Origin of the sequence: Lactonifactor longoviformis DSM 17459 (genome assembly GCF_900129135.1) — a bacterium.
In the GTDB taxonomy this organism is placed as follows: Bacteria; Bacillota; Clostridia; order Lachnospirales; family Lachnospiraceae; genus Lactonifactor; species Lactonifactor longoviformis.
Genome location: NZ_FQVI01000014.1, coordinates 97,518 through 117,905, shown reverse-complemented (window position 1 = coordinate 117,905; position 20,388 = coordinate 97,518). Strand labels below are relative to the sequence as shown.

The following is a 20,388-nucleotide window of genomic DNA, read 5'->3' as shown; positions in this document are numbered from 1 at the left end:
TCTCCATAATGGTTACCCCTTTCAGGGCGTGTCGTGCAGACCTCCCCAGGTACCACACGTTTCTTTCTCTCCATCCATCTGCCACATCTACCATACATGATTCCGGGTAGTTATTGGACTTCGACTTGTCATGCAGCCTTATCCTCATGCATAGCCTCTTATGTGGTTTCTGTTCGTCAGACCAGAGATTTGCCCATGGGTTCGTATGTTCCCCATATCCGGCTTCCTTCGGATTCCACCTCACAATGGACACCCTTGCCTTCGGCTATATCCTTCCCACCACCGGGCGGATTCCGGACTTGCACCGGTTAGAAACGTGCGCCGCCGGGCGCACAGGGGAAAAAATAAGGCCGGGAGAAACACCTCCCGGCCTTATCTTTGGCTTATGTGCGGACTTTCCAGCTTTCCTTTTCCTCCGGCAGTACCTTTTTGGTGGTAGCCTCCACCTCCACATCGTAACACCGGAAAATATTATCCACAGTTTCTCTCTCAATCTTTGGAGAGACCAGGCTGACTGCGGGAACAACTATAAAGCCCACTACCATAGCAATTGCACCTGCATTTATGGGCGATGCAATATAGTGGAAGAACATATTCGTAACCGTAATTCCGATCCCTGTGATAAATGAGGCCCATACCCCTGCCCTGGTAACTCCCTTCCAGTACAGGCCGTATAAAAACGGAGCCAGAAAAGCACCTGCAAGAGCTCCCCAGGAGATCCCCATAAGCTGTGCAATAAAGGTAGGAGGATCCAGTGCCAGAATAACAGAAACTGCGATAAATACAAGGATCAGCACACGCATAAACAGCAGCTGTCTTTTTTCCCCAATTTTCCGGAAAGTCTTTCTCGGCAGAAAATCCAGGGTCAGGGTAGAGGCAGAGGTAAGCACCAGGGAAGACAGCGTGGACATGGACGCTGACAGTACCAGAACAATCACAATTCCCATAAGGATATCCGGAAGCGTAGAGAGCATATGTGGGACAATACCATCATAGATAATGCTTCCGTCGGGCCCATGGAAAGAAGGGTCATCAAACAGTCTTCCAAAGCCTCCCATAAAGTAACAGCCCCCTGAGATAACAACAGCAAACAGAGTAGAAATCACCGTACCGGTGGTTACGGCCTTTTCACTTTTAATGGCATAAAATTTATGTACCATCTGAGGCAGTCCCCAGGTTCCCAATGAGGTAAGAATGACTACTCCCAAAAGGTTTAAAGGATCTGTGCCGAAGAAGGAGGAAAAAGCCCCCATCTGGCCAGCGGTTGCAGGAACATCGCTTGGAATCTCAGACAGCTTTCTCATTGCCTCCATAAATCCTCCCTGACCGCTCAGAACCGCCAGAACCACAGCCACAATTCCAATGAGCATAATTATGCCCTGGATAAAGTCATTAATCGCAGTGGCCATATAGCCCCCCAGGATAACATATGCTCCGGTCAGAGCCGCCATTGCGATTACACATACTGCATAGGGAATATCGAAAGCCAGCCCGAACAGACGGGACAATCCGTTATAGATAGACGCCGTATAGGGCACCAAAAAAACAAATACAATGGCGGATGCCACCACCCTCATAGTATGGCTGTCAAATCTCTTTCCAAAATAATCCGGCATGGTTGCTGCCTGCAGATGCTTTGTCATTACTCTTGTTCTTCTCCCCAGAACCACCCAGGCGAGAAGACTTCCGATAATCGCATTGCCCAGGCCTATCCAGGTGGAGGAGACTCCGTATTTCCAGCCAAACTGCCCTGCATAGCCCACAAAAACTACGGCTGAGAAATAGGATGTACCGTAGGCAAAGGCTGTAAGCCAGGGCCCCACACTCCTCCCTCCCAGCACAAAATCATTCACATTTGTAGCATGTTTTCTGGAATACAGGCCAACAGCCACCATACTTCCAAAAAATAAAATCAGCAGTATCACTTTAATTGTCATTTTTCTATTCTCCCTTTTTGTTCGCTTTAAACCGTTACGCTTTAAACCGTTACGCTTTAACTCGATAAATTATACTATAAAAAAGGAACCGGGTCAAGGAAAACTTCTGTGACCCGGTCTTTTTCTTTCTAGATATTAAGAGCGTATGCCTCGTCTTCTTCCATTACCTCCATACAGCCTGCTTTTAGTGTCTCTTCCGCTTTGCGGATATCCGAAGTCTTCATAATCATAGCTCCTCTGTCCTTTTCTGTACTCAGAGCATACATATATTCCACATTCAGATCTGCCTCCCTCAAAAGCTTCAGAAGCTCGCTGAGCTTTCCGATTCTGTGGGGAATTCTGACAGCCGTAACCTCTGTGAGCATGGCCGAAAATCCGTTCTCCTTCAGCACCTTCTGTGCCTTATCAGGATCCGATACAATCAGCCGCAGCAAACCATATTCGCTGGTATCCGCCAGACTGATGGATGCGATATTGATATCGTTGTCTTTTAAAATAGCAGTTACTTTTTCCAGACGTCCTTTTCTGTTTTCCATAAAAACAGATACCTGTTTAATCATTCGGATGCCTCCTCTCCTGTATTTTACATTTTCAGGCCAGTTCATACCCTTTCATAAATGCCTTTTTATTGATTTCCACAGTTTTTGGAGGAACCGTTTTCTCAATGACAGTCAGCCAGTCTTCCTTTGTAAAGTTCATGTGCTGTGCGGCTACGCCCAGAACAATAATGTTAAACACTTTAGAGTTTCCCATTTCCTTTGCTTCTTTCATAGCATCCACTGCGTATACCTTATGTTCTTTTCTCAGCCCCTCCAGAATTCCCTCAGGATATTCTGCAGCACCTGTCACAACCGTAATCGGGTCAATTCTCTGATCGTTTACAATCAGTACTCCATCTTCTTTCAGAAAATGGATATAGCGGAGAGCTTCCAGCCGCTCAAAAGCAATCAGAACATCCGCCTGACCTTCTTCTACAATAGGCTCAGCCACAGACTCCCCGTATCTTACATAGGTTACAACACTTCCTCCACGCTGTGCCATACCATGTACCTCTGATAATTTTACATCATATCCGGCATGAATTGCAAGTCCTCCAAGCACCCGGCTGGTGAGAAGTGTACCCTGACCGCCCACACCTACTATCATAATATTCTTCGTTGCCATATTACACTTCTACCTCCTCTATTGCATCACTGTGGCACAGCTGTCTGCACAGACCGCAGCCGTTGCACATGGTCTCGTCAATTGCAATGGTTCCATCCGGCAGTTTTGTTAGAGCCGGACAGCCTGGCTTCAGGCAAAGGCCGCATTTCTTGCACTTCTCTGTTACCGGCCTGCATTTTGTTTTAAATACATTGCCTTTTAAAAGCACGCAGGGTGCCTTTGTGATGATTACAGAGACTTCTTCTCTGGCGGTTTCCCTCTTAAGAGCCTCTTCCAGTCCCTTCAAATCAAAGGCACTGATCTCACACACATGTTCAATACCGATGGATTTGCACAGCTGCGGAATATTCACTGCATAGGTAGGTTCTCCTTTCAGGGTCCTGCCGGTAGCCGCATGATCCTGATGTCCCGTCATACCTGTGGTTGAGTTATCCAGAATCACTACCGTTCCTGTGGATTTATTGTAAACCATATTGATCAGGGAGTTGATTCCTGTATGCATGAATGTGGAATCACCAATTACAGCAACCCAGTTCTTTATGTAGTCTTTCCCTTTTGCTTTCTCCATTCCATGGAGAGAACTGATGCTGGCTCCCATACAGATGGTGGTATCCACTACACCGAGAGGAGCCACAGCCCCCAGCGTATAGCATCCGATATCCCCTGCGGCATGAATCTTTAATTTATTCATGACTGAGTATACACTTCTGTGCGGACATCCCGGACAGAGAATAGGCGGTCTGGGCGGTACCGGAGCCGGTGCAGCCACGTCCAGCTTCTCGCCGAGCACAGCCGTGCGGAGAAGATTGGCGCTGTATTCTCCCTGGCGGGTGAAGATCTCTTTTCCTATTACCTGAATTCCCCAGGACTTCATCTGCTCCTCAATCACTGGTTCCAGCTCTTCGAATACATAGACCTTATCCACTTTAGAGGCAAACTCTTCAATTAATTTCCTTGGCAGCGGATTTACCAGTCCCAGCTTAAGAACAGATGCATCCGGCATAGCCTCCCTTACATACTGGTAAGGGATTCCGCTCGTTACAAATCCGATGGATGTATCCCTGTATTCTGCTCTGTTCACAGAGAACCCGCAGCTGTCTTCCGCCATGCGGTTCATTCTGTCCTCTACCACCAGATGGCGTTTGATGGCATTGCCCGGCATCATAACATTCTTGCCGATATTCCTCTCATAAGGCTTATCCTCTGGTTCTTCTCTCTCATCTAACTCCACCAGCCCCTGGGAATGGGACAGCCGGGTGGTCAGCCTTACAATCACTGGAGTGTCATATTTCTCACTAAGCTCAAACGCAAACTTCATAAATTCCTTGGCATCTGCGCTGTCGGACGGCTCCAGTACAGGTACCTGGGCTGCTCTTGCCACCAGGCGGGTGTCCTGCTCGTTCTGCGAGCTGTACATCCCCGGATCATCTGCCACAACAAATACCAGACCGCCTTTGGCTCCTATGTATGATACGGTGTAAAGAGGGTCAGATGCCACGTTCAGCCCCACATGCTTCATGGATACCATAGCCCGCACACCGCTGATTGACGCTCCGATTGCCACTTCCGCAGCTACCTTCTCATTGGGTGACCACTCTGCGTAAATCTCCTTATATTTCACAATATTCTCGCTGATCTCCGTACTTGGGGTACCCGGATATGCAGCGGAAACCTTCACCCCTGCTTCATAAGCCCCGCGGGCGATGGCTTCATTTCCTAACATTATCTTTTTTTCTGCCACTGTTATTCTCCTTCCTTTCTAAGGTCAATGACCCTTTTCGCTTTTCCCTCGAACCGCTGCAATGAGTTAGGCGACTGCAGGGAAACCTTTACGTCCAGGCCCAGCACAGTACGGATCTGGTCTTTTACCTTTCTCTCCAGGCCTTCCAGCGCTTTATAAGAATCTATCAGTTTATCTGCGGATACTTCCACTTTAATCTCCAGAGTATCGGAGTGGTTCTTTCTGCCCACGATAATCTCATAGTGAGGGCCGCACTCCTCTATATTCAGAAGAATCTCTTCGATCTGGCTGGGGAATACATTTACACCACGAATCTTAAGCATATCATCGGTGCGCCCCAGCAGGTTCTCCATTCTCACAGTTGTTCTCCCGCACTTGCAGGGTTCATACATTAATCTGGTAAGATCCTTGGTTCTGTAACGAATCAGCGGAAGCGCCTCTTTCGTGATACAGGTAATGACCAGCTCTCCGATCTCACCCGGCGGAAGCACTTCTCCGGTTTTAGGATTAATGATCTCAGGAATAAAATGATCCTCATTCACATGCATGCCGCAGAGTTCCAGACATTCTCCGGATACTCCCGGGCCCATCAGCTCACTCATGCCATAGTTCTGTGTAAGCATCATGCTGTCTCCCCAGGCCTTATACATCTCCTGGCGCATAGCTTCCGTCATGAGCTCACTGCCCACCAGGCCAATCTTTATCTTTAATTCTTTTTTGACGTCAACCCCTATTTCCTCTGCTACTTCCGCAATCCGAAGCGCGTAAGAAGGGGTTGCAACCAAAAGAGTAGACGCAAAGTCTTTCATAAACATAATTTGTTTTTTCGTATTGCCCGTGGAGGAGGGAACAATGGCAGCGCCTACCTTCTCCAGTCCGTAATGCAGGCCCAGGGCGCCTGTAAACATGCCGTATCCAAAACAAATCTGTGCAATATCCCCGCTGGAGGCGCCTCCCATGCAAGCGATCCTGGCCACACATTCGGACCAAATATCCAGGTCTCTCCTGGTATATCCCACAACGGTAGGCTTCCCCGTAGTGCCGCTGGAAGCATGAATCCTGCAGAGTTCCTTTTGAGGTACTGCAAAAAGACCAAAGGGATAATTATCCCGCATATCCTGTTTTGTAGTAAACGGCAGTCTCTGCAGATCTTCCAGAGAACGGATATCCTCCGGCACAATCCCTGCCGCCTCCATCTTCTTTCGGTATGCAGGAACCTTTCCGTACACGCGGCGGACCGTCTCCTGCAGCCTCTCCAGCTGTATCATCTCGATATCAGCTCTTGATAATGTTTCTTCTTTTGCCCAAATCATAATTTCTCCTATCTGACCATTCCTTTTTGTCTCTCCAGTGGTGCTGCAAAACAGCCATCTGATTCTTTTCCATTCTAGATTATACTGCTTTACTGCGCTAAACATTATTATAGCACAAATCTACAGAATATTGCACTAGTTTTTTTAGCGCTTTAAAGCAGAAAAACCCAAAAACTTCCCTTGTAATTCCGGGTTATATCCCCTATAATGAAACCAGTCTTTCTCCCGGCCGCCGGGGGATAAAATAACGATGAAGGAGGTTTCATGGAAAAAAAGCCCTTAAGGAAACGAATCAACGAGCTTGTCTTTCATGCATCCCGCTATACGGAACTTGTTATTTCCATTATTATTCTGGCCGTAATTGCCGCACTGGTCATCGCCCTTGTATATGATCTGACCAGCATGCCCCTTCTGCATATGACTTCAGAATACTTCACCCAGTTTCTGGCAAGAGCACTGAGTCTGGTTGTGGGAGTAGAATTTGTGAAAATGCTCTGCAAGCATACACCTGAGACGCTGATTGAAGTTCTCATGTTTGCAACTGCCAGACAGATGGTGGTAGAGCATCTTGCCACCTGGGAAACCTTAATTGGAATTCTTGCCATTGCAATCTTGTTTGCTGTCCGCAAGTATCTCTTTTTGAAGCCGGGGGCATCCAATACTTCTGATACCTTTGAAAATTAAAGAGCTCCATACAGCGGGGACGGGCCTGTACGGCACGTCCCCGTTTTTTGCCTCAGATCAGTTCAAATACCGTTCCTCGAATTCCTCCCGGTTCACGGGATGACCAAAATAATATCCCTGAATCATCTCAAGACCGCTGCCCTTCACAATCTCATACTCTGCCGCAGTCTCCACGCCCTCCAGGCATACTTCTTTCCCCACATCGTGGCAGAGCGCCACAATGAACCGTATAAAGGTAGCATCAAAGGAGTTTTTCTCCACACCATCCACAAAGGTCTTATCTATCTTTACAATGTTAACCGGCGTATTTTTCAGTACTCCCAAAGAAGAATACCCGGTGCCGAAGTCATCCATAGCTACAGAGAATCCCATACTCTGAATTTTCTCGAATATCCGGGTAATCTTTTCATTTTCCTTTACCAGCAGTGTCTCTGTCAGCTCTACTACAATGTTAGTCGCCGGAAGGCAGGCCTCCTCTACGGTAGTCTTCACAAAATCAAGGAAATCCGGCTCCAGGATCTGCAGATAGGAAAGATTAATACTTACCGTAAACGAACGGTTTCTTCTGGTCCATCTCTTACACTGCTCTACAGCAGTTTTAAATATCCATTTTCCAGCCTGAATAATCAGACCGCTTTTCTCCAGCAAGGGAATAAATTCCATGGGAGAGATACTGCCGAACTCCCTGCATTCCCATCGGGCCAGAGCTTCCGCGCCAATTACCCTCCCGGTGGCGGCTTCCACCTGAGGCTGGTAATACAGCTGAAACCCCTTATATTCCTGTTCAATGCTCTCTCTCAAAAATTCAACCAAAAGCAGATCCCGCTCCTTATGGCTTAAAATCGCCTCGGAAAAACAGTACATACGGTTTTTTCCGTGATCCTTGGCATACTCCAGGGCATAACCGCAATATTTTATAAGATCCTGATAATTATTTCCGTCCGCCGGGTATGCAGCACACCCGCCGGAGAGAGTGCAGTAATATTTTTTGTCATTGTACTGCTGCTGCCTTTGAAAGGCTTCCTGAATGCTGAGAAATATTTTATCAAAATCACCCGGCTGAATATTCGATACCAAAATTGCAAATTCATCTCCGTCCATACGGTATAACCCTGTATTAGACGGGAGAATCGTGGCGATCTTCTGCGCGGTTATGCGGATTACTTCGTCTCCGAAATTTCTGTCATACAGATCATTAATATGCCTGAAATCATCCATTCCCAGCACCATCACCCCAAAAGCATCTTTCGGCCGAGTCCCGATTCTGGATTTAATTTCTTCCTCAAACAGAAACTTGTTATAAATTCCTGTAATATGGTCAATTCTGTTCTTTTTGCCCAGATTGGTTACAATCCCGGCAAACAGATCTGGAGCTCCGGATTCATCCTTTAGCATATACCCCCGGCATCTGAGCCAGACCCATTCCCCTTTCCGGTTCTTTGCCCGATACTCTACATGATGATTCTGTGTTCTTCCGTCCGCCACCTCCTGATTCGCCTCGAGAAAGGCCTCCCGGTCATGGGGGTGCACCAGCCCACCCCAGACGGCAGCCGCATTGGGAACGATTTCTCCGGGCAGAGCAAAGTCCTTCACCATTCCGGGGGCATATCGAAAGGTTCCGGTTTTCATGTTTCCTATATAAATATAGTCATCCGTGCTGCGTACCAGGGCATCATAAAGATGTTCCTTATCATAAACGAACTCATCTGTGTCTTTCTCCCAATTATCCATCCCCATGCTCCTTTTCCCAGTTCTTACTCTTTTACAGCCTTTTTCAGGATCCCTATCCCCAGAGGATACGGTCCGGTATGAACTCCAATCGTTGCGCCAATCTGATAGATGTCTACATCCTTCAGGGAGGTGTAATGGGATATTGATTCCAGCATCTCCTCCCGGAATTCCACAGCTTCCTCATAGTCATACCCGTACCCTATCACCATCAGATAGTCTTCCGGATTCTCGCCGGTATCCCGAAAATGTGATTCCACCAGGTCCAATACCTTCTTTCTGGACTTCCTTCGGCTTCTCGTTATACCGGAAGGAAAAATCTCACCCTCCTTAAGGGTGATTAACGGCTTAATCCCCAGGGTTGTGCCTGCCAGGCCCATTAGTTTCCCCACACGTCCTCCATGTACCAGGTATTCCATGCTGCCAATGGTAAAAAAGATTCTGCCGCTTCCTTTTATCTCTTCTATTTTATCTGCGGCTTCCTGAAACAGGTATCCTGCCCTCTGCATCTTAACCGCCTCCAATACAAGCATTCCCTGCAGCACCGTATTAACCCCACTGTCAATCACCTTAATCCTGGCATGCGGATACTTTTCCAGAAGAATTCCGCCGGCGGCAGACGCAGAAGCGTAAGATCCGCTGAACTTAGTAGTAATACAAATGCAGATAACAGGAACCCCTGCACAGGCAAAGGGCTCAAAGGCCTCCAGATAATCCTGAACGTTAGGCATAGAGGATTTGGGATAGCTTCCCGGATGATCTACCATTCTTCTGTAAAACTGGCGCACATCCAATTCTTCTATCTCTTTTTCATACGTCACGTCATCAAATGACACATAAAAAGGTACGACTTGAATCCCACATTTCTGTGCCAGTTCCTCTCCCAAATCGCAGGAGCCGTCGGTTATTATCTGATAATCCATAGCTGCTGTCTCCTTACAGTTCTTTCAGATTGTCCACTACATGCATTCCGTTTCTCTTCAGGAGCTGTCTTGCCTCCTCCGTATACTCGGTGTGGAAAATCATGATGGGTGAGCGGTCAATCTCACTGATAAAGGAATAGATGTAGTTGACACTTATATTTCCCTGCGCCATAATCTCCAGCATCTTATTCAGAGCCCCCGGCTCGTCTGCTACGGAGACTCCCAGGACAGTCCCAACCCGGACCATAAAGTGATTCTTTTTTAAGATACTCTCAGCCTCTTCCGGCTGATCCACAATCATCCTCAGGATCCCGAATTCCGGGCTGTCAAAGGATGATATGGCCATCAGATTTATCCCTGCATCCTTCAGGCATTTCGTAACCTGCATAAGGCTCCCAGGTACATTTTCAATAAAAACGGAAAGTTGTCTAATCATTTTTAGTATTCTCCTTTGTTATATTTTTATGAATGAATCTTAAGGTACTCCCCGCAGGATGAATTTTTCAGATAAACCTCTTCAAATTTTTCCAGAGGAATGGGTTTATTAAAGTAGTAACCCTGGGCATAGTCACAGCCAAGTACCTCAAGAACCTCAAGCTGTTCTCTGCTTTCCACCCCCTCGGCCACACTTTGGATCCCCAGCTGTCTGCAGGTCTGGAGAAAATTCTTCACTACAACACGGGTCTTCTCATTAGAGAATAAATCGGAAACCAGACTCCGATCCAGCTTCAGGACCTCCAGTTCCATGGCTGAGAGAATGGACATATTACTGTATTTGGCCCCAAAATCATCCAAAGCAATTCGATAGCCCAGGGAGGCCAGTTTTCCGCTGATTGCCACTATGGTTTCCCGTTCTCCTACGCTCGCGCTCTCTGTCACCTCAATCTCAATGAGATTTCGATCCACCTGATACCTCTGGTAAATTTCTTCAATTTTATCGATCAGTCCCTCCTCCAAAAGAGTGGTACGGGAAAAATTCAGGGATACGGGGATACATGCATATCCCTTGTCTTTCCAACTTTTCAGGGCTCTGCATACTTCCTCGAAGATATACATGTCCACATGCCGGACATTTCCTGCCTGCTCAAGCTGGGGAATAAACTGTGCAGGCCCCACGATTTTCCCATCAGAATCCGCATACCGAACCAGTGCCTCCGCCCCCACGATCCTGCACGTGGAGATTTCGGCCTTAGGCTGAAGAAACATGCGGAAACGTCCGTCCTGTATATCCTTCAGAAGCTTTTTCAGCATTGCCGGGTCATAATGCTTCGCAATATTCTGTGAGCTTCTGTAATATTCCTGTTTTGCAAGTAGCATCCTCTCATCTGCCCTGGTTATGGCGTGTTCCAGGTTCATCTCTGTATCGGTCCAAACCGCCCCCAGAGATATGCTGGAGGGATAGGATGCCTCCATGGCAGCTCTCATATCTTCCACGCAGTCCAAGAATGCTTTCTGTGACAAGTTTTCAAATACGGCAAGAAACTCATCTCCGGCAAAACGGAAAATCCTTCCGCCCTTAAACTTTTCACGCATTACCCTTCCGGTGAACTTTACCATATAATCCCCGTAGTCATGGCCATACTGCGTATTCAGCTGCTTCAGACCGTTAATATCGGCAGATACTACCCCAAGGGAAATCAGCGTATCCTCGGAAAGACTGTCCCGGTAAGCCAGATAGCTGTTTCGGTTCTCCAGTCCGGTGAGCGCGTCATGATAGCTGAGATATTCCTGCTTTTCATGAAGTCTCCTCCTCATGATTTCATAACCCACAAAATGTCGAACAGAGTGAAGTACAGTCGTACGTTCCATATGTCTGGCCCCATTCTCCACGCCAATATACCCCGCAATCCCATTGTGGACTTTATCCATAGAAACCACCTGGAAGCTGGAGATCCCCTGTTCCCTCAGTATCTCTGCCTCTTCAGGGTATATCCCCGCAATCTCACCGATATCTGTCACAGCCATTTGATTCTTAATCTGCTGCAAAAGTTCGAAAGGAATGGAGGATTTGGTAGGTATCCCGTCCCTTCTCCATTCTTTCAGATACTCTGTCCGTTCCATATCATCACCCAGGATGAGTATATACGTGTGTTCTGCCCTAAAATACGTTCCCAGCTCCCGCAGAATCTCCTCAAGCACCTGTTCAAAGTCCATAGATGAGGTAAGGGAATAGACACACTTAAGCAGTACATCCTCCTCTTTCTCCGGCCCGGCTTCCTCCGCGTTCTCTCTTCCTGTGTCTTTGAGTTCCTGAATCACCAGATTCTTCTCCGCAGCCATTACCTGGGAGTACATGACGCAGCAGTCCCCGCCTCTTTCCTTTGCAGCATCTAACGCTTCTTTTGCCTTGCCGCATCCCTCCCGGATATTTTTTATGCCGTCTCCGGAGACTGCGATTCCCGCAGATACGGTTACCGGCACCTCCAGTTCAGAAAATACATATGACATTCTTACCGACTGCCGGACATCTTCTGTCTTATAAGGCAGATCCCTCTGCTGCTTAGGTCCCGGAACCAGCAGCAGCAGCTCATCTTCACTGTACCGGCCTGCCAGATACCGGCTGCCGAACTTCATATCCAAAAGACTGCTGAGTTCTTTTAAAACATTGCCTCCCTCCCCGTATCCGCAGTACCTGTCAATTCTTCTGAAGTTGTCCACAGAAAAAAGTATTACAGCAAAATCATGCCCCAGGCTTCTGGCATTGCGGATCGCCGCATTCATAATACTGAACGCTGTTTCCTTATGATATGCCCCGGTGAGATTGTCTTTCTCCGCCCGCTGCTTCAGTCCCAGCTCTAGTTTTTTCTGGTAATCTATATCACGCATCTTACCATAGGCATACAAATCCTGCGTAACCGCATCTTTTACCAGGCTCACCGAGGTACAGATCCAGATCAGCTTTTCGTCCAAATCCAGCCAGCGGTACTCCAGAGATACCTGAGACTGTCCTTTCACATAAGCGGATATCAAAGCATCTGAGGACATAATCCTGAGATAGCGCACCCGGTCCTCGGAATTTACAATTCTCGCCAACCCCTGTTTTACCAGATCGTCATAATTTACGGCTCCCTCGTTTCCTTCTATATCCAGAATCTCTGACTGCAGATATTCCACACAGTTTTTGGTGAGATTCGCCCGGCTGCTGGCCAGAATCCCCTCAGACATGGCGAATCTCATCTGAAGCTCTTTCTGATAGTTAATCTCCGCTTCCTTTTTTTCAGTAATGTCCTCGCCTACGGCAATGGCGCACTGGGGAAGACCATCTTCGTCGAAGATGGAGGTATAAACTACTTTCTCCCACCACCATCCGTTCCCTCCGGGATTCCTTGTGCGGATCTCCGCCTCGGCCCTGGGCTCTCCTTCCCGGATCTTGCGGTACATCTCCCGCACTTCCTTCACACTGTCCGGATGTATATGTCCTGACTCAATGAGATACTCCGGCACATTTTCAATAATCTCGCCAAAGCCATGGTGCTCTCTGGCACTCTCTGTAAGTATCAGCCTCCGGTTAGGGATATCATATTCCCACACATTCATGTGGGTCTGCTGCAGTGCTATCCGGTATCTCTCCTCACTTCTGGAAATCTGAGACAAAAGGTCATGCCTTTCTGTGGTATCCAGAATAAAACCGCTCATTACACAACCGGTGGAGCGATACTCCAAAGCCCCGTTTACCCATATCCAGCGGTTCTCTCCCTGTCCGGTAACAATCCGCATTTCCCACTCCAGAACATGCTGCCCGCTGTAGGAAGCCCTTCTTATTAAATCCTCCACCCGGTTTACATCTCCCGGATAAATATTCCTCCTGCACTGATTCCCAAGCCTTTCCTTCATTTCCTGCTTCGTATAGCCCATGATTTGATAATATATATCATTGCCATAAAGCAGTGTGTAGTTTTCGTCCATGCGGACCTGAAAGGTTCCTCCCCTGGACGCCTTCCGGTACAGAGCCAGCTGGTTGTCCTGTTCTTCCTGCCCGCTGTCTGCGGTCTGCAGACTTCTGTGCTCCATATTCTCCTGGTAAACGGTATATTGATTCTTCCCATTATCCTTAGAAAAATAGGCAGCCACATCTGCTTTCTCAAAGAGTTCCAGATAAGTGGTGCCGTCGTCGGGAAAGAAGCTGATTCCTATACTTCCGGATATCTCATAATGAATATCTGAGTCCTCAAAAGAACGGTAAAACATCTTGCCTATGTCTTTTGCCTTGCGGATGATCCCCTCTTTCCCTTTTATATCTGTAAAAAAGGCGATAAATTCATCGCCGCCCACTCTCCCCATAATATCCGTGCTTCTGGTAATGCTTTTGAGATGACGGGACATCTCCGTGAGTACAGAGTCTCCGTAGATATGGCCAAAATTATCATTGATCCCTTTAAAATTGTCGATATCAATCACAAAGAGAGCCGCCGCTTCACTGCTGCTCTCAAGATACTCCTGAATCATTGACTCTGCAGCTTTTTTATTATACAGACCTGTAAGGGGATCCTTTAAAATCTGTTCCTGAACGGATATCTGCCTCTTCTTGCGGACGGAAATATCATGGTAAAAAATTAGGGAATAAGGTTCCTTCCCCTCCTCTTCCATCAGTCTGGAGCTGAAGACAACCCACTTTATATCCCCGCTTTTGCATTGCAGCCGGTATTCTGCCAACAGCACCTTTTTATCACTGAGTTTACCGCAAAATTTCTTCCATCCGTTCTCTGACTCCTCAGAAATAATTACAGGGGCAATCTTATTCTGAAACTTTTCTGCAAATTCCGATTCTGTATAATTCAGCATATTGTAAAAGCCCGGATCCGCCCACAATATGGTTCCTTCCGCATCGCAGCCGCAGGTAAGCACCCCTCCGACACATGCAAAAAAGGTCTGATCTGATGTTTGCTTCATGTTCATTTTGCCCCCCTATGTTACTTTTTCTTGAGAAACACAACCTTGCTTTTCAGTTTGTTTTCCGTTACCTCCAGTTGGGGAATACTCTGGACAAACTTTGCAAACGTTGCATATCCATAATCCTTAACCTTAAATTTATCAAATTTCTTATGCATCCGGTTTCCAAGCGCAGCAAGCTCCATACCCTCCTCCCCGTTCTTCTCTACCAGCTCAATGGCATAGGAAGCCAGCTTCTGCTTTTTTGTCTTATTGTCTTTCATCTTCACTGTTATGGCATTATTTATTTTCTTGAGTTCAAACCCGTCCATCTCTTCCAGAAATTTTGACAGGGAACTGTATCCGTAATTGCGGACATCAAAATCTGAGTATTTCTTCACCAAACGGCTGCCAATCTCACCCAGACCGGTATCCTTTCCTTTATCATCATTCTCACTGATAATAGAAAGAATATCATCCTCAATATTCCCCTTGCTGATAATCTCCCTTTTCTTCTTCGGGATTCCGGCAGCCTCTTCGTCCGGCTCCGCACCCTTTTCGTCTTCCTCTTCATCCTGATCCAGCAGAATCTCCAGGTTGGTGAATACCGTACAGGCGGCCCGGAAAGATCTGGGCGTTTTTTCCTCTCCCATACCGATCACCTCTTTGCCAGACTCTCTGAGCCGGCTAGCCAGCCTGGTAAAATCACTGTCACTTGATACAATGCAGAATCCGTCCACATTATTGGTATATAAGATATCCATAGCATCAATGATTAATGCCGAATCCGTAGCATTTTTGCCTACAGTATTGCTGAACTGCTGAATGGGCATAATGGAATTCTCCAGAAGGGCCTGCTTCCACTTTGTCGTCTGGGTGCTGGTCCAATCCCCGTATATTCTTTTGTAAGTTATCACACCGTACTTTGTCATCTCATCCAGAATCCCGGAGATGTATTTGGATGAAATATTATCCGAATCAATTAATACCGCAAATGTTTTGTCAGCCATAACGCTTATGCCCTCTTCTTTCCTATCATACATACTTCTATTTTCCCTTATTGGAAAGATTGTGTCAAGAAGTTTAGCTTTCCCTTCCCGCTTCCCCTCCAAAAAGGCTTGGGCCCGGACCGCGTCTGCGGCCGGACCCTGCATGTTTACTTTAAAAATCCATTCACAATCTGCTCTTCGGCTTCCTGTTCTGCCAGTCCCAGCGTCATAAGCTTTATAATCTGCTCTCCAGCGATCTTTCCGATGGCTGCTTCATGAATCAGTTCCGCATCCGGATGGTTCGCAGTGATTTCCGGAACTGCGCTGATTTTGGCGTGATCCATGATAATAGCATCACACTCTGTATGTCCGCTGCACTTTGCATTCCCATTTATCTTGGAGATAAACAGCTGCGTAGATTCCTCCTTTGCCACAGATCTTGAGGTTACGTTTGCCCTGGCCCCGTCTCCGTTGAGATCTACGGCAAATTCACTGGTAGCCGTCTGACTCCCATGAGTCATCAGCCGTTCCATTACCACCAGCTTCGCGCCGTCCCCAAGAACTGCCCGCGTCTCCCTCTTGGTAGAATCCACACCTTTAATCTGAACCGTATCCATTTCCATATAGCTGTCCTCTTCCATCTCTACGATAGTCTGAGGATTCATAATTCTCTTTCCGGTACCGTCCCCGCTTCCATAGTGCTTTTCCACGTATTTAACTTTTGCATTCTTTCCTATAAAAAACCGGTGGATCCCGTCGTGTCTGCTGCTCTCGGCACCTCCATTGTGGATCCCGCAGCCTGCGATAATGGTGACATCCGCATCTTCACCGATATAAAAATCATTGTATACCACCTCGGTAAGGCCCGCCTGGCTGAGGACTACCGGAATATGAACACTCTGCCTCTTTGTTCCGGGTTTTATGATAATATCGATTCCTGTGCCATCCTCCTTAGAGACAATATCAATGGTACTCGTGGTATTCCGCTCTACACTTTTGCCGTTGGCCCGGATATTATAGGCCCCTGTGGGAACCGCATGTAGATCTGCCACTTCTTCCAGCAGATGCTTTTGTATAGCGTCCATTTATTTCACCTCCATCTTATAGCAGGAGGCTCCGTAGGAATCCTCTCCGCTGAGAAGATCCGGGAGAATCTCATCCCTGCTGCCCTGTCCTTTGATCCTGCCCTCTGAGATTACTACGATTTCATCGGCAATATTCAGGATCCTCTCCTGATGGGAAATTACCAGGATCGTTCCGTGTATCTTTTCATGCATCTTCTCAAATACCTGAATCAGATTCTGAAAGCTCCACAGGTCAATACCGGCTTCCGGCTCATCAAAAATAGAGATCTTAGTGGATCTCGCAAGAATAGAGGCAATCTCTATACGCTTAAGCTCTCCTCCGGAAAGGCTGGCATTAACTTCCCTTTTAATATAATCTTTTGCACACAGCCCTACCTCTGAAAGGTATTCACAGGCTTTTGTAACCGTTATATTCTCTCCGCTGGCCAGCTGCAGGAGGTCAAAAACTGTAACCCCTTTGAAGCGCACCGGCTGCTGAAACGCATAGCTGATTCCCAGACGGGCTCTCTCCGTAATGCTTTTATCCGTAATGTCTTCTCCGTTCCAGAGAATCTGCCCTTCTGTAGGCGCCTGAATCCCGGCAATGATTTTTGCAAGGGTTGACTTTCCGCCCCCGTTTGGTCCTGTGACGGCGATGAACTGGTTATCCTTCAGCTTCAGATTTATATTGTGCAATATTCCTTTTTGTTCTGCATCCTCTGACACGTCGAAGGAAATATTCTTTAATTCCAGCATCTTCCTTCCTCCTTTGTAATTCTTTTTTGGATCAGTCAAATACCATTATACCTCTTTCCCGTGCGTCTGTCTGCAAGAACTTTGGAAATTTCAAAGATAGGCTTCGAACTTCTCCACATTTTCATCTTTCCCAATTACCACAATAATATCATTTTTTTGGAATCTGTAATCGGGGCCTATCTCCGTCTCTGTCCTGTTTTCATGCTCGATGGCTATAATATTCAGTCCGTAACGTTTTCTCAGCTCCACTTCCGCCACACTTTTGCCTACAATCTTGTCTGTAGCCTTAATTTCTGTAATCTCCACCCCGTTCTCCAGGGGCAGATAATCCAGCAGGCAGCCCGTCAGCAGACGTTTCCCGAGCCGCAGTGCCATATCCCTCTCCGGATACACCACCTCTGCGCCTATCTTTTCCAATACCATACCCTGATCCCGGCTGATTGCTTTGGCAATTACATTGGGGACCCCCAGGTTTACCACATTTAAAGTAGTAAGGATACTGGTATCTATTTTCTCTCCGATGCATACAACCACCGTATCACAGTTCTGAATCCCTATTTCCTCCAGCACTTCCTTTGTAAGCTCATCTGCCACATAGGCATGTTCTGTATACTGGCGGATTTCTTTTACTTTACTTTCATTGTTGTCCACAGCTACCACTTCTTTTCCTGCGTCCGCCAACGTGACTGCCAGAGCCTGGCCGAATCTCCCAAGGCCTATAATCCCATAGGAAACGTCTGTCTTAATTTTTCTCATAACCCTCTCCTCCTTAACCAATGGTTATACTCTCTTCACTATATCTGGCCGCCGCCGCAGGCCGGAAGCTCCAGATCGAAGCAATCGTCAGGGGACCAAGCCTGCCGATAAACATCGTTAATATTACAATATACTTCCCCGCATCTCCCAGCTCAGGTGTGATTCCTGTGGAAAGCCCAACCGTTCCAAATGCGGAGGTGATCTCAAAAAGGATCTGAACAAAGGTATATTCCGGTTCCAGTATACACAAGAAAAAGGTTCCCGTACACACCACAAGCATTGACAGAAAGGTAATAATAAATGCCTTTGACAATACTTCATACGGCAGCTTCCTGTGAAAGGCAGAACAGTGCTGATTGGTAGCTGCGCTTTTTGTGGCCTGCACCAGGGCAAAAAAAGTGCTGGTCTTTATTCCTCCTCCGGTGGAACCGGGGGACGCGCCGATAAACATTAGAATAATCAGCACAAAAAGTCCTGCATTCGTAAATTCTCCTATGGGATATGAAGAAAATCCTGCCGTACGGGCCGATACACTCTGGAAAAACGCTCCCAGCCAGCTGATATCTTCCGTTGCTTTTAAAAGCAGTGTACCTGCTGTCAGCAGAATTACACTCATGGTAATCACTACTTTTGAGTGCAGACACAGCTTTTTAAAGGATCGCTTTCTGCCTATGTCCAGGATTACAAGAAATCCCAGACCACCGAAAATAATAAGGCCGCTGGTGGTTAGATTCAAAAGGATATCATTTTGGTAAGGAATCAGATTCCTCAGCCCTCCCAAAATATCAAAGCCGGAATTGTTAAAGGCAGCTACCGCGTGAAACACACTGATTCCCAGCGCCTGTACCGGAGGATAATCCTGTACAAATACCAGAAAGCTGAGTGCGGCCCCCGCAGCCTCAAAGCAGAGGGTCATAAGCAGTACTGCTTTTACCAGCCGTACCATTCCTTTCAGGCTTCCCACATTCATGGCTTCTTTTACCATCAGCCTTCCCTTCATTCCAACTCGTTTGCCTGTCAATAAAATCAGCCCTACCCCTACGGAAGTGACACCCAGACCACCGATCTGGATTAAAAGAGCCACGATTGTCCTTCCGAATACAGTAAAGTGATCCGCAGTATCAATGGCGATCAGGCCGGTAACACATACTGCACTTGTGGAGGTAAAGAGAGCATTAATAAAGCTCACCTGCTGCCCCTCCCTCACAGAAACCGGCATCATTAGCAAAAACGTGCCCAGCAGTATCACACCGGCGAATCCCAACACAATCAAACGTCCCGGCGACTGCCGCTTTAATAATTCCATACATCCTCCCCCGGAAAGTAAAAAGCGTAATTACGCCCGTCTGGTACGCCAATTACGCTTTTTTTCCTTATATACTATGTTCCTGCAGCGTATTGGGAATCATCTCATAGATGATTCTAGCCGCATTATAGAAGAAGGCCCCCTAAGAATCAAGCAATCCAAAGGATTCTTTACGAGTTCTTAATTTTCCGTCTGATGTCACTGCTAAGAGAGCTTTTCCATCCTCTGCTCTGCTTCTTTCATAATCATTCGTATCTTTTTATCCTGCGCCTCACTGACTGGAAGAAATGGCTTCTTACAGCAGTCCCGCATACCGATTCCACGGATAACCATAGCTCTTTTAATGACTGGAATAAAGGTGGCTGATACATCATAGATGGCCATCAGGCCGTCCACAATCTGCTGAATCCCTGAAGCCTTCTCCATATCCTTTTCATCCACAGCCCTTACCCATGAGGCAAATAATTCGGGATAGATATTAGACAGTCCCCCAATGCATCCGCTGCCCCCGCCCAGAAGGTTATGTACAAAGAATTCATCGAAACCTGAGAGCACCATAAAATCAGGAAATTCCTCCATCACAGTGCAAAGAAGCTTTCTGGTATGCCCCATATTCCCCAGCGTATCCTTGTATCCTATAATGTTGCTGTGCTTCCTCAGCAGATTTCGTGTCACCTCGGGACTGAGATCGTATCCTGTTCTGTCCGGGAAATTATACAGGAACATATCGCCGTGAATGTTGGCCGCCACTTCATCATAAAAGTACTCTACGTTCTCATCTGAGAGAGAAAAATAATAAGGACTGATTACCATCACTGCATCTGCCCCTGCATCCAGAGCATAATTAGACAATTCCACCGTCTCCTCCGGTGTCATACAGCTGGTTCCGATGTATAATTTGGTTCTGCCCCCGGCAAAGTCTGTCACCTGGTCAATGACAGCCTCTTTTTCCTCCCTGGACATGGCAAAAAATTCTCCGATGCTTCCCATGATAACCAGTCCGTCAACTCCGCCGGCAATCAGGTGCTCCCATATCTTTCTGTTTGCATCCATATCCGGATGACCACTTTCATCAAATGCTGTTACTACCGGAGTAAAATAATTCCCTTTTTTCATTTTTCTCTTCCTTTCTCTGGTTTTATTCCTCATAGTACTTAT

Annotated in this window: 16 protein-coding genes; 1 reads left to right on the top strand and 15 read right to left on the bottom strand. The window is 47.1% G+C overall.

Features of this window, described 5'->3' with window-relative positions; translation table 11 throughout:
- Positions 1 to 383: 383 nt before the first annotated feature.
- The 5 genes from BUA56_RS13675 to BUA56_RS13655 all read right to left on the bottom strand — a co-directional run bounded on the left by BUA56_RS13675 (position 384) and on the right by BUA56_RS13655 (position 6,155).
- Positions 384 to 1,937 (bottom strand): sodium/proline symporter, encoded by a 1,554-nt coding sequence (locus tag BUA56_RS13675; RefSeq protein WP_072852650.1) that lies wholly within the window; start codon positions 1,935 to 1,937, stop codon positions 384 to 386.
- 128 nt (positions 1,938 to 2,065) lie between these two features.
- A complete protein-coding gene (locus BUA56_RS13670; RefSeq protein ID WP_084067942.1) occupies positions 2,066 to 2,497 on the bottom strand; it encodes an ACT domain-containing protein in 432 nt (143 codons plus the stop codon).
- A gap of 31 nt (positions 2,498 to 2,528) precedes the next feature.
- The gene (locus BUA56_RS13665) at positions 2,529 to 3,101 is read right to left on the bottom strand and encodes an indolepyruvate oxidoreductase subunit beta (protein ID WP_072852646.1); all 573 of its coding nucleotides are present in this window, start codon (positions 3,099 to 3,101) and stop codon (positions 2,529 to 2,531) included.
- 1 nt (position 3,102) lies between these two features.
- Positions 3,103 to 4,824 (bottom strand): indolepyruvate ferredoxin oxidoreductase subunit alpha, encoded by a 1,722-nt coding sequence (iorA, locus tag BUA56_RS13660; protein WP_341443433.1) that lies wholly within the window; start codon positions 4,822 to 4,824, stop codon positions 3,103 to 3,105.
- A gap of 20 nt (positions 4,825 to 4,844) precedes the next feature.
- Positions 4,845 to 6,155, bottom strand: a complete 1,311-nt coding sequence (locus tag BUA56_RS13655) for a phenylacetate--CoA ligase family protein (protein ID WP_072852642.1) — start codon at positions 6,153 to 6,155, stop codon at positions 4,845 to 4,847.
- A 264-nt stretch (positions 6,156 to 6,419) separates the two neighbouring features.
- Between BUA56_RS13655 and BUA56_RS13650 the strand changes: the two genes are divergently transcribed.
- Positions 6,420 to 6,839 carry a transporter gene (locus BUA56_RS13650; RefSeq protein ID WP_072852640.1) on the top strand — a complete coding sequence of 140 codons (420 nt, stop codon included), beginning with the start codon at positions 6,420 to 6,422 and terminating at the stop codon, positions 6,837 to 6,839.
- A 57-nt stretch (positions 6,840 to 6,896) separates the two neighbouring features.
- Here BUA56_RS13650 and BUA56_RS13645 read toward each other — a convergent pair whose 3' ends face one another.
- From BUA56_RS13645 to BUA56_RS13600, 10 genes are all read right to left on the bottom strand, one after another.
- On the bottom strand, positions 6,897 to 8,570 hold the full coding sequence (locus tag BUA56_RS13645) for a putative bifunctional diguanylate cyclase/phosphodiesterase (RefSeq protein ID WP_072852638.1): 1,674 nt from the start codon (positions 8,568 to 8,570) through the stop codon (positions 6,897 to 6,899).
- 23 nt (positions 8,571 to 8,593) lie between these two features.
- Entirely contained in the window at positions 8,594 to 9,490 is an 897-nt protein-coding gene (locus BUA56_RS13640; protein ID WP_072852636.1) for a DegV family protein, read from the bottom strand.
- A 13-nt stretch (positions 9,491 to 9,503) separates the two neighbouring features.
- The gene (locus BUA56_RS13635) at positions 9,504 to 9,926 is read right to left on the bottom strand and encodes an amino acid-binding protein (protein WP_072852634.1); all 423 of its coding nucleotides are present in this window, start codon (positions 9,924 to 9,926) and stop codon (positions 9,504 to 9,506) included.
- 26 nt (positions 9,927 to 9,952) lie between these two features.
- Complete coding sequence (locus tag BUA56_RS13630; protein WP_207650937.1) at positions 9,953 to 14,380, bottom strand: diguanylate cyclase; 4,428 nt, start codon at positions 14,378 to 14,380, stop codon at positions 9,953 to 9,955.
- Between the two features lie 20 nt (positions 14,381 to 14,400).
- Positions 14,401 to 15,402 carry an NYN domain-containing protein gene (locus tag BUA56_RS13625; RefSeq protein WP_341443431.1) on the bottom strand — a complete coding sequence of 334 codons (1,002 nt, stop codon included), beginning with the start codon at positions 15,400 to 15,402 and terminating at the stop codon, positions 14,401 to 14,403.
- Positions 15,403 to 15,515: 113 nt separating this feature from the next.
- Positions 15,516 to 16,433 (bottom strand): SufB/SufD family protein, encoded by a 918-nt coding sequence (locus BUA56_RS13620; protein ID WP_072852630.1) that lies wholly within the window; start codon positions 16,431 to 16,433, stop codon positions 15,516 to 15,518.
- Entirely contained in the window at positions 16,434 to 17,168 is a 735-nt protein-coding gene (locus tag BUA56_RS13615) for an ABC transporter ATP-binding protein (RefSeq protein WP_072852628.1), read from the bottom strand.
- Positions 17,169 to 17,258: 90 nt separating this feature from the next.
- Positions 17,259 to 17,924, bottom strand: coding sequence for a potassium channel family protein (locus BUA56_RS13610; protein ID WP_072852626.1), 666 nt, complete (start codon positions 17,922 to 17,924; stop codon positions 17,259 to 17,261).
- 13 nt (positions 17,925 to 17,937) lie between these two features.
- Entirely contained in the window at positions 17,938 to 19,230 is a 1,293-nt protein-coding gene (locus tag BUA56_RS13605) for a TrkH family potassium uptake protein (protein WP_072852624.1), read from the bottom strand.
- Between the two features lie 204 nt (positions 19,231 to 19,434).
- Positions 19,435 to 20,346: a dihydrodipicolinate synthase family protein gene (locus tag BUA56_RS13600; protein ID WP_072852622.1), complete on the bottom strand. Its 912-nt coding sequence runs from the start codon at positions 20,344 to 20,346 to the stop codon at positions 19,435 to 19,437.
- Positions 20,347 to 20,388 lie beyond the last annotated feature (42 nt).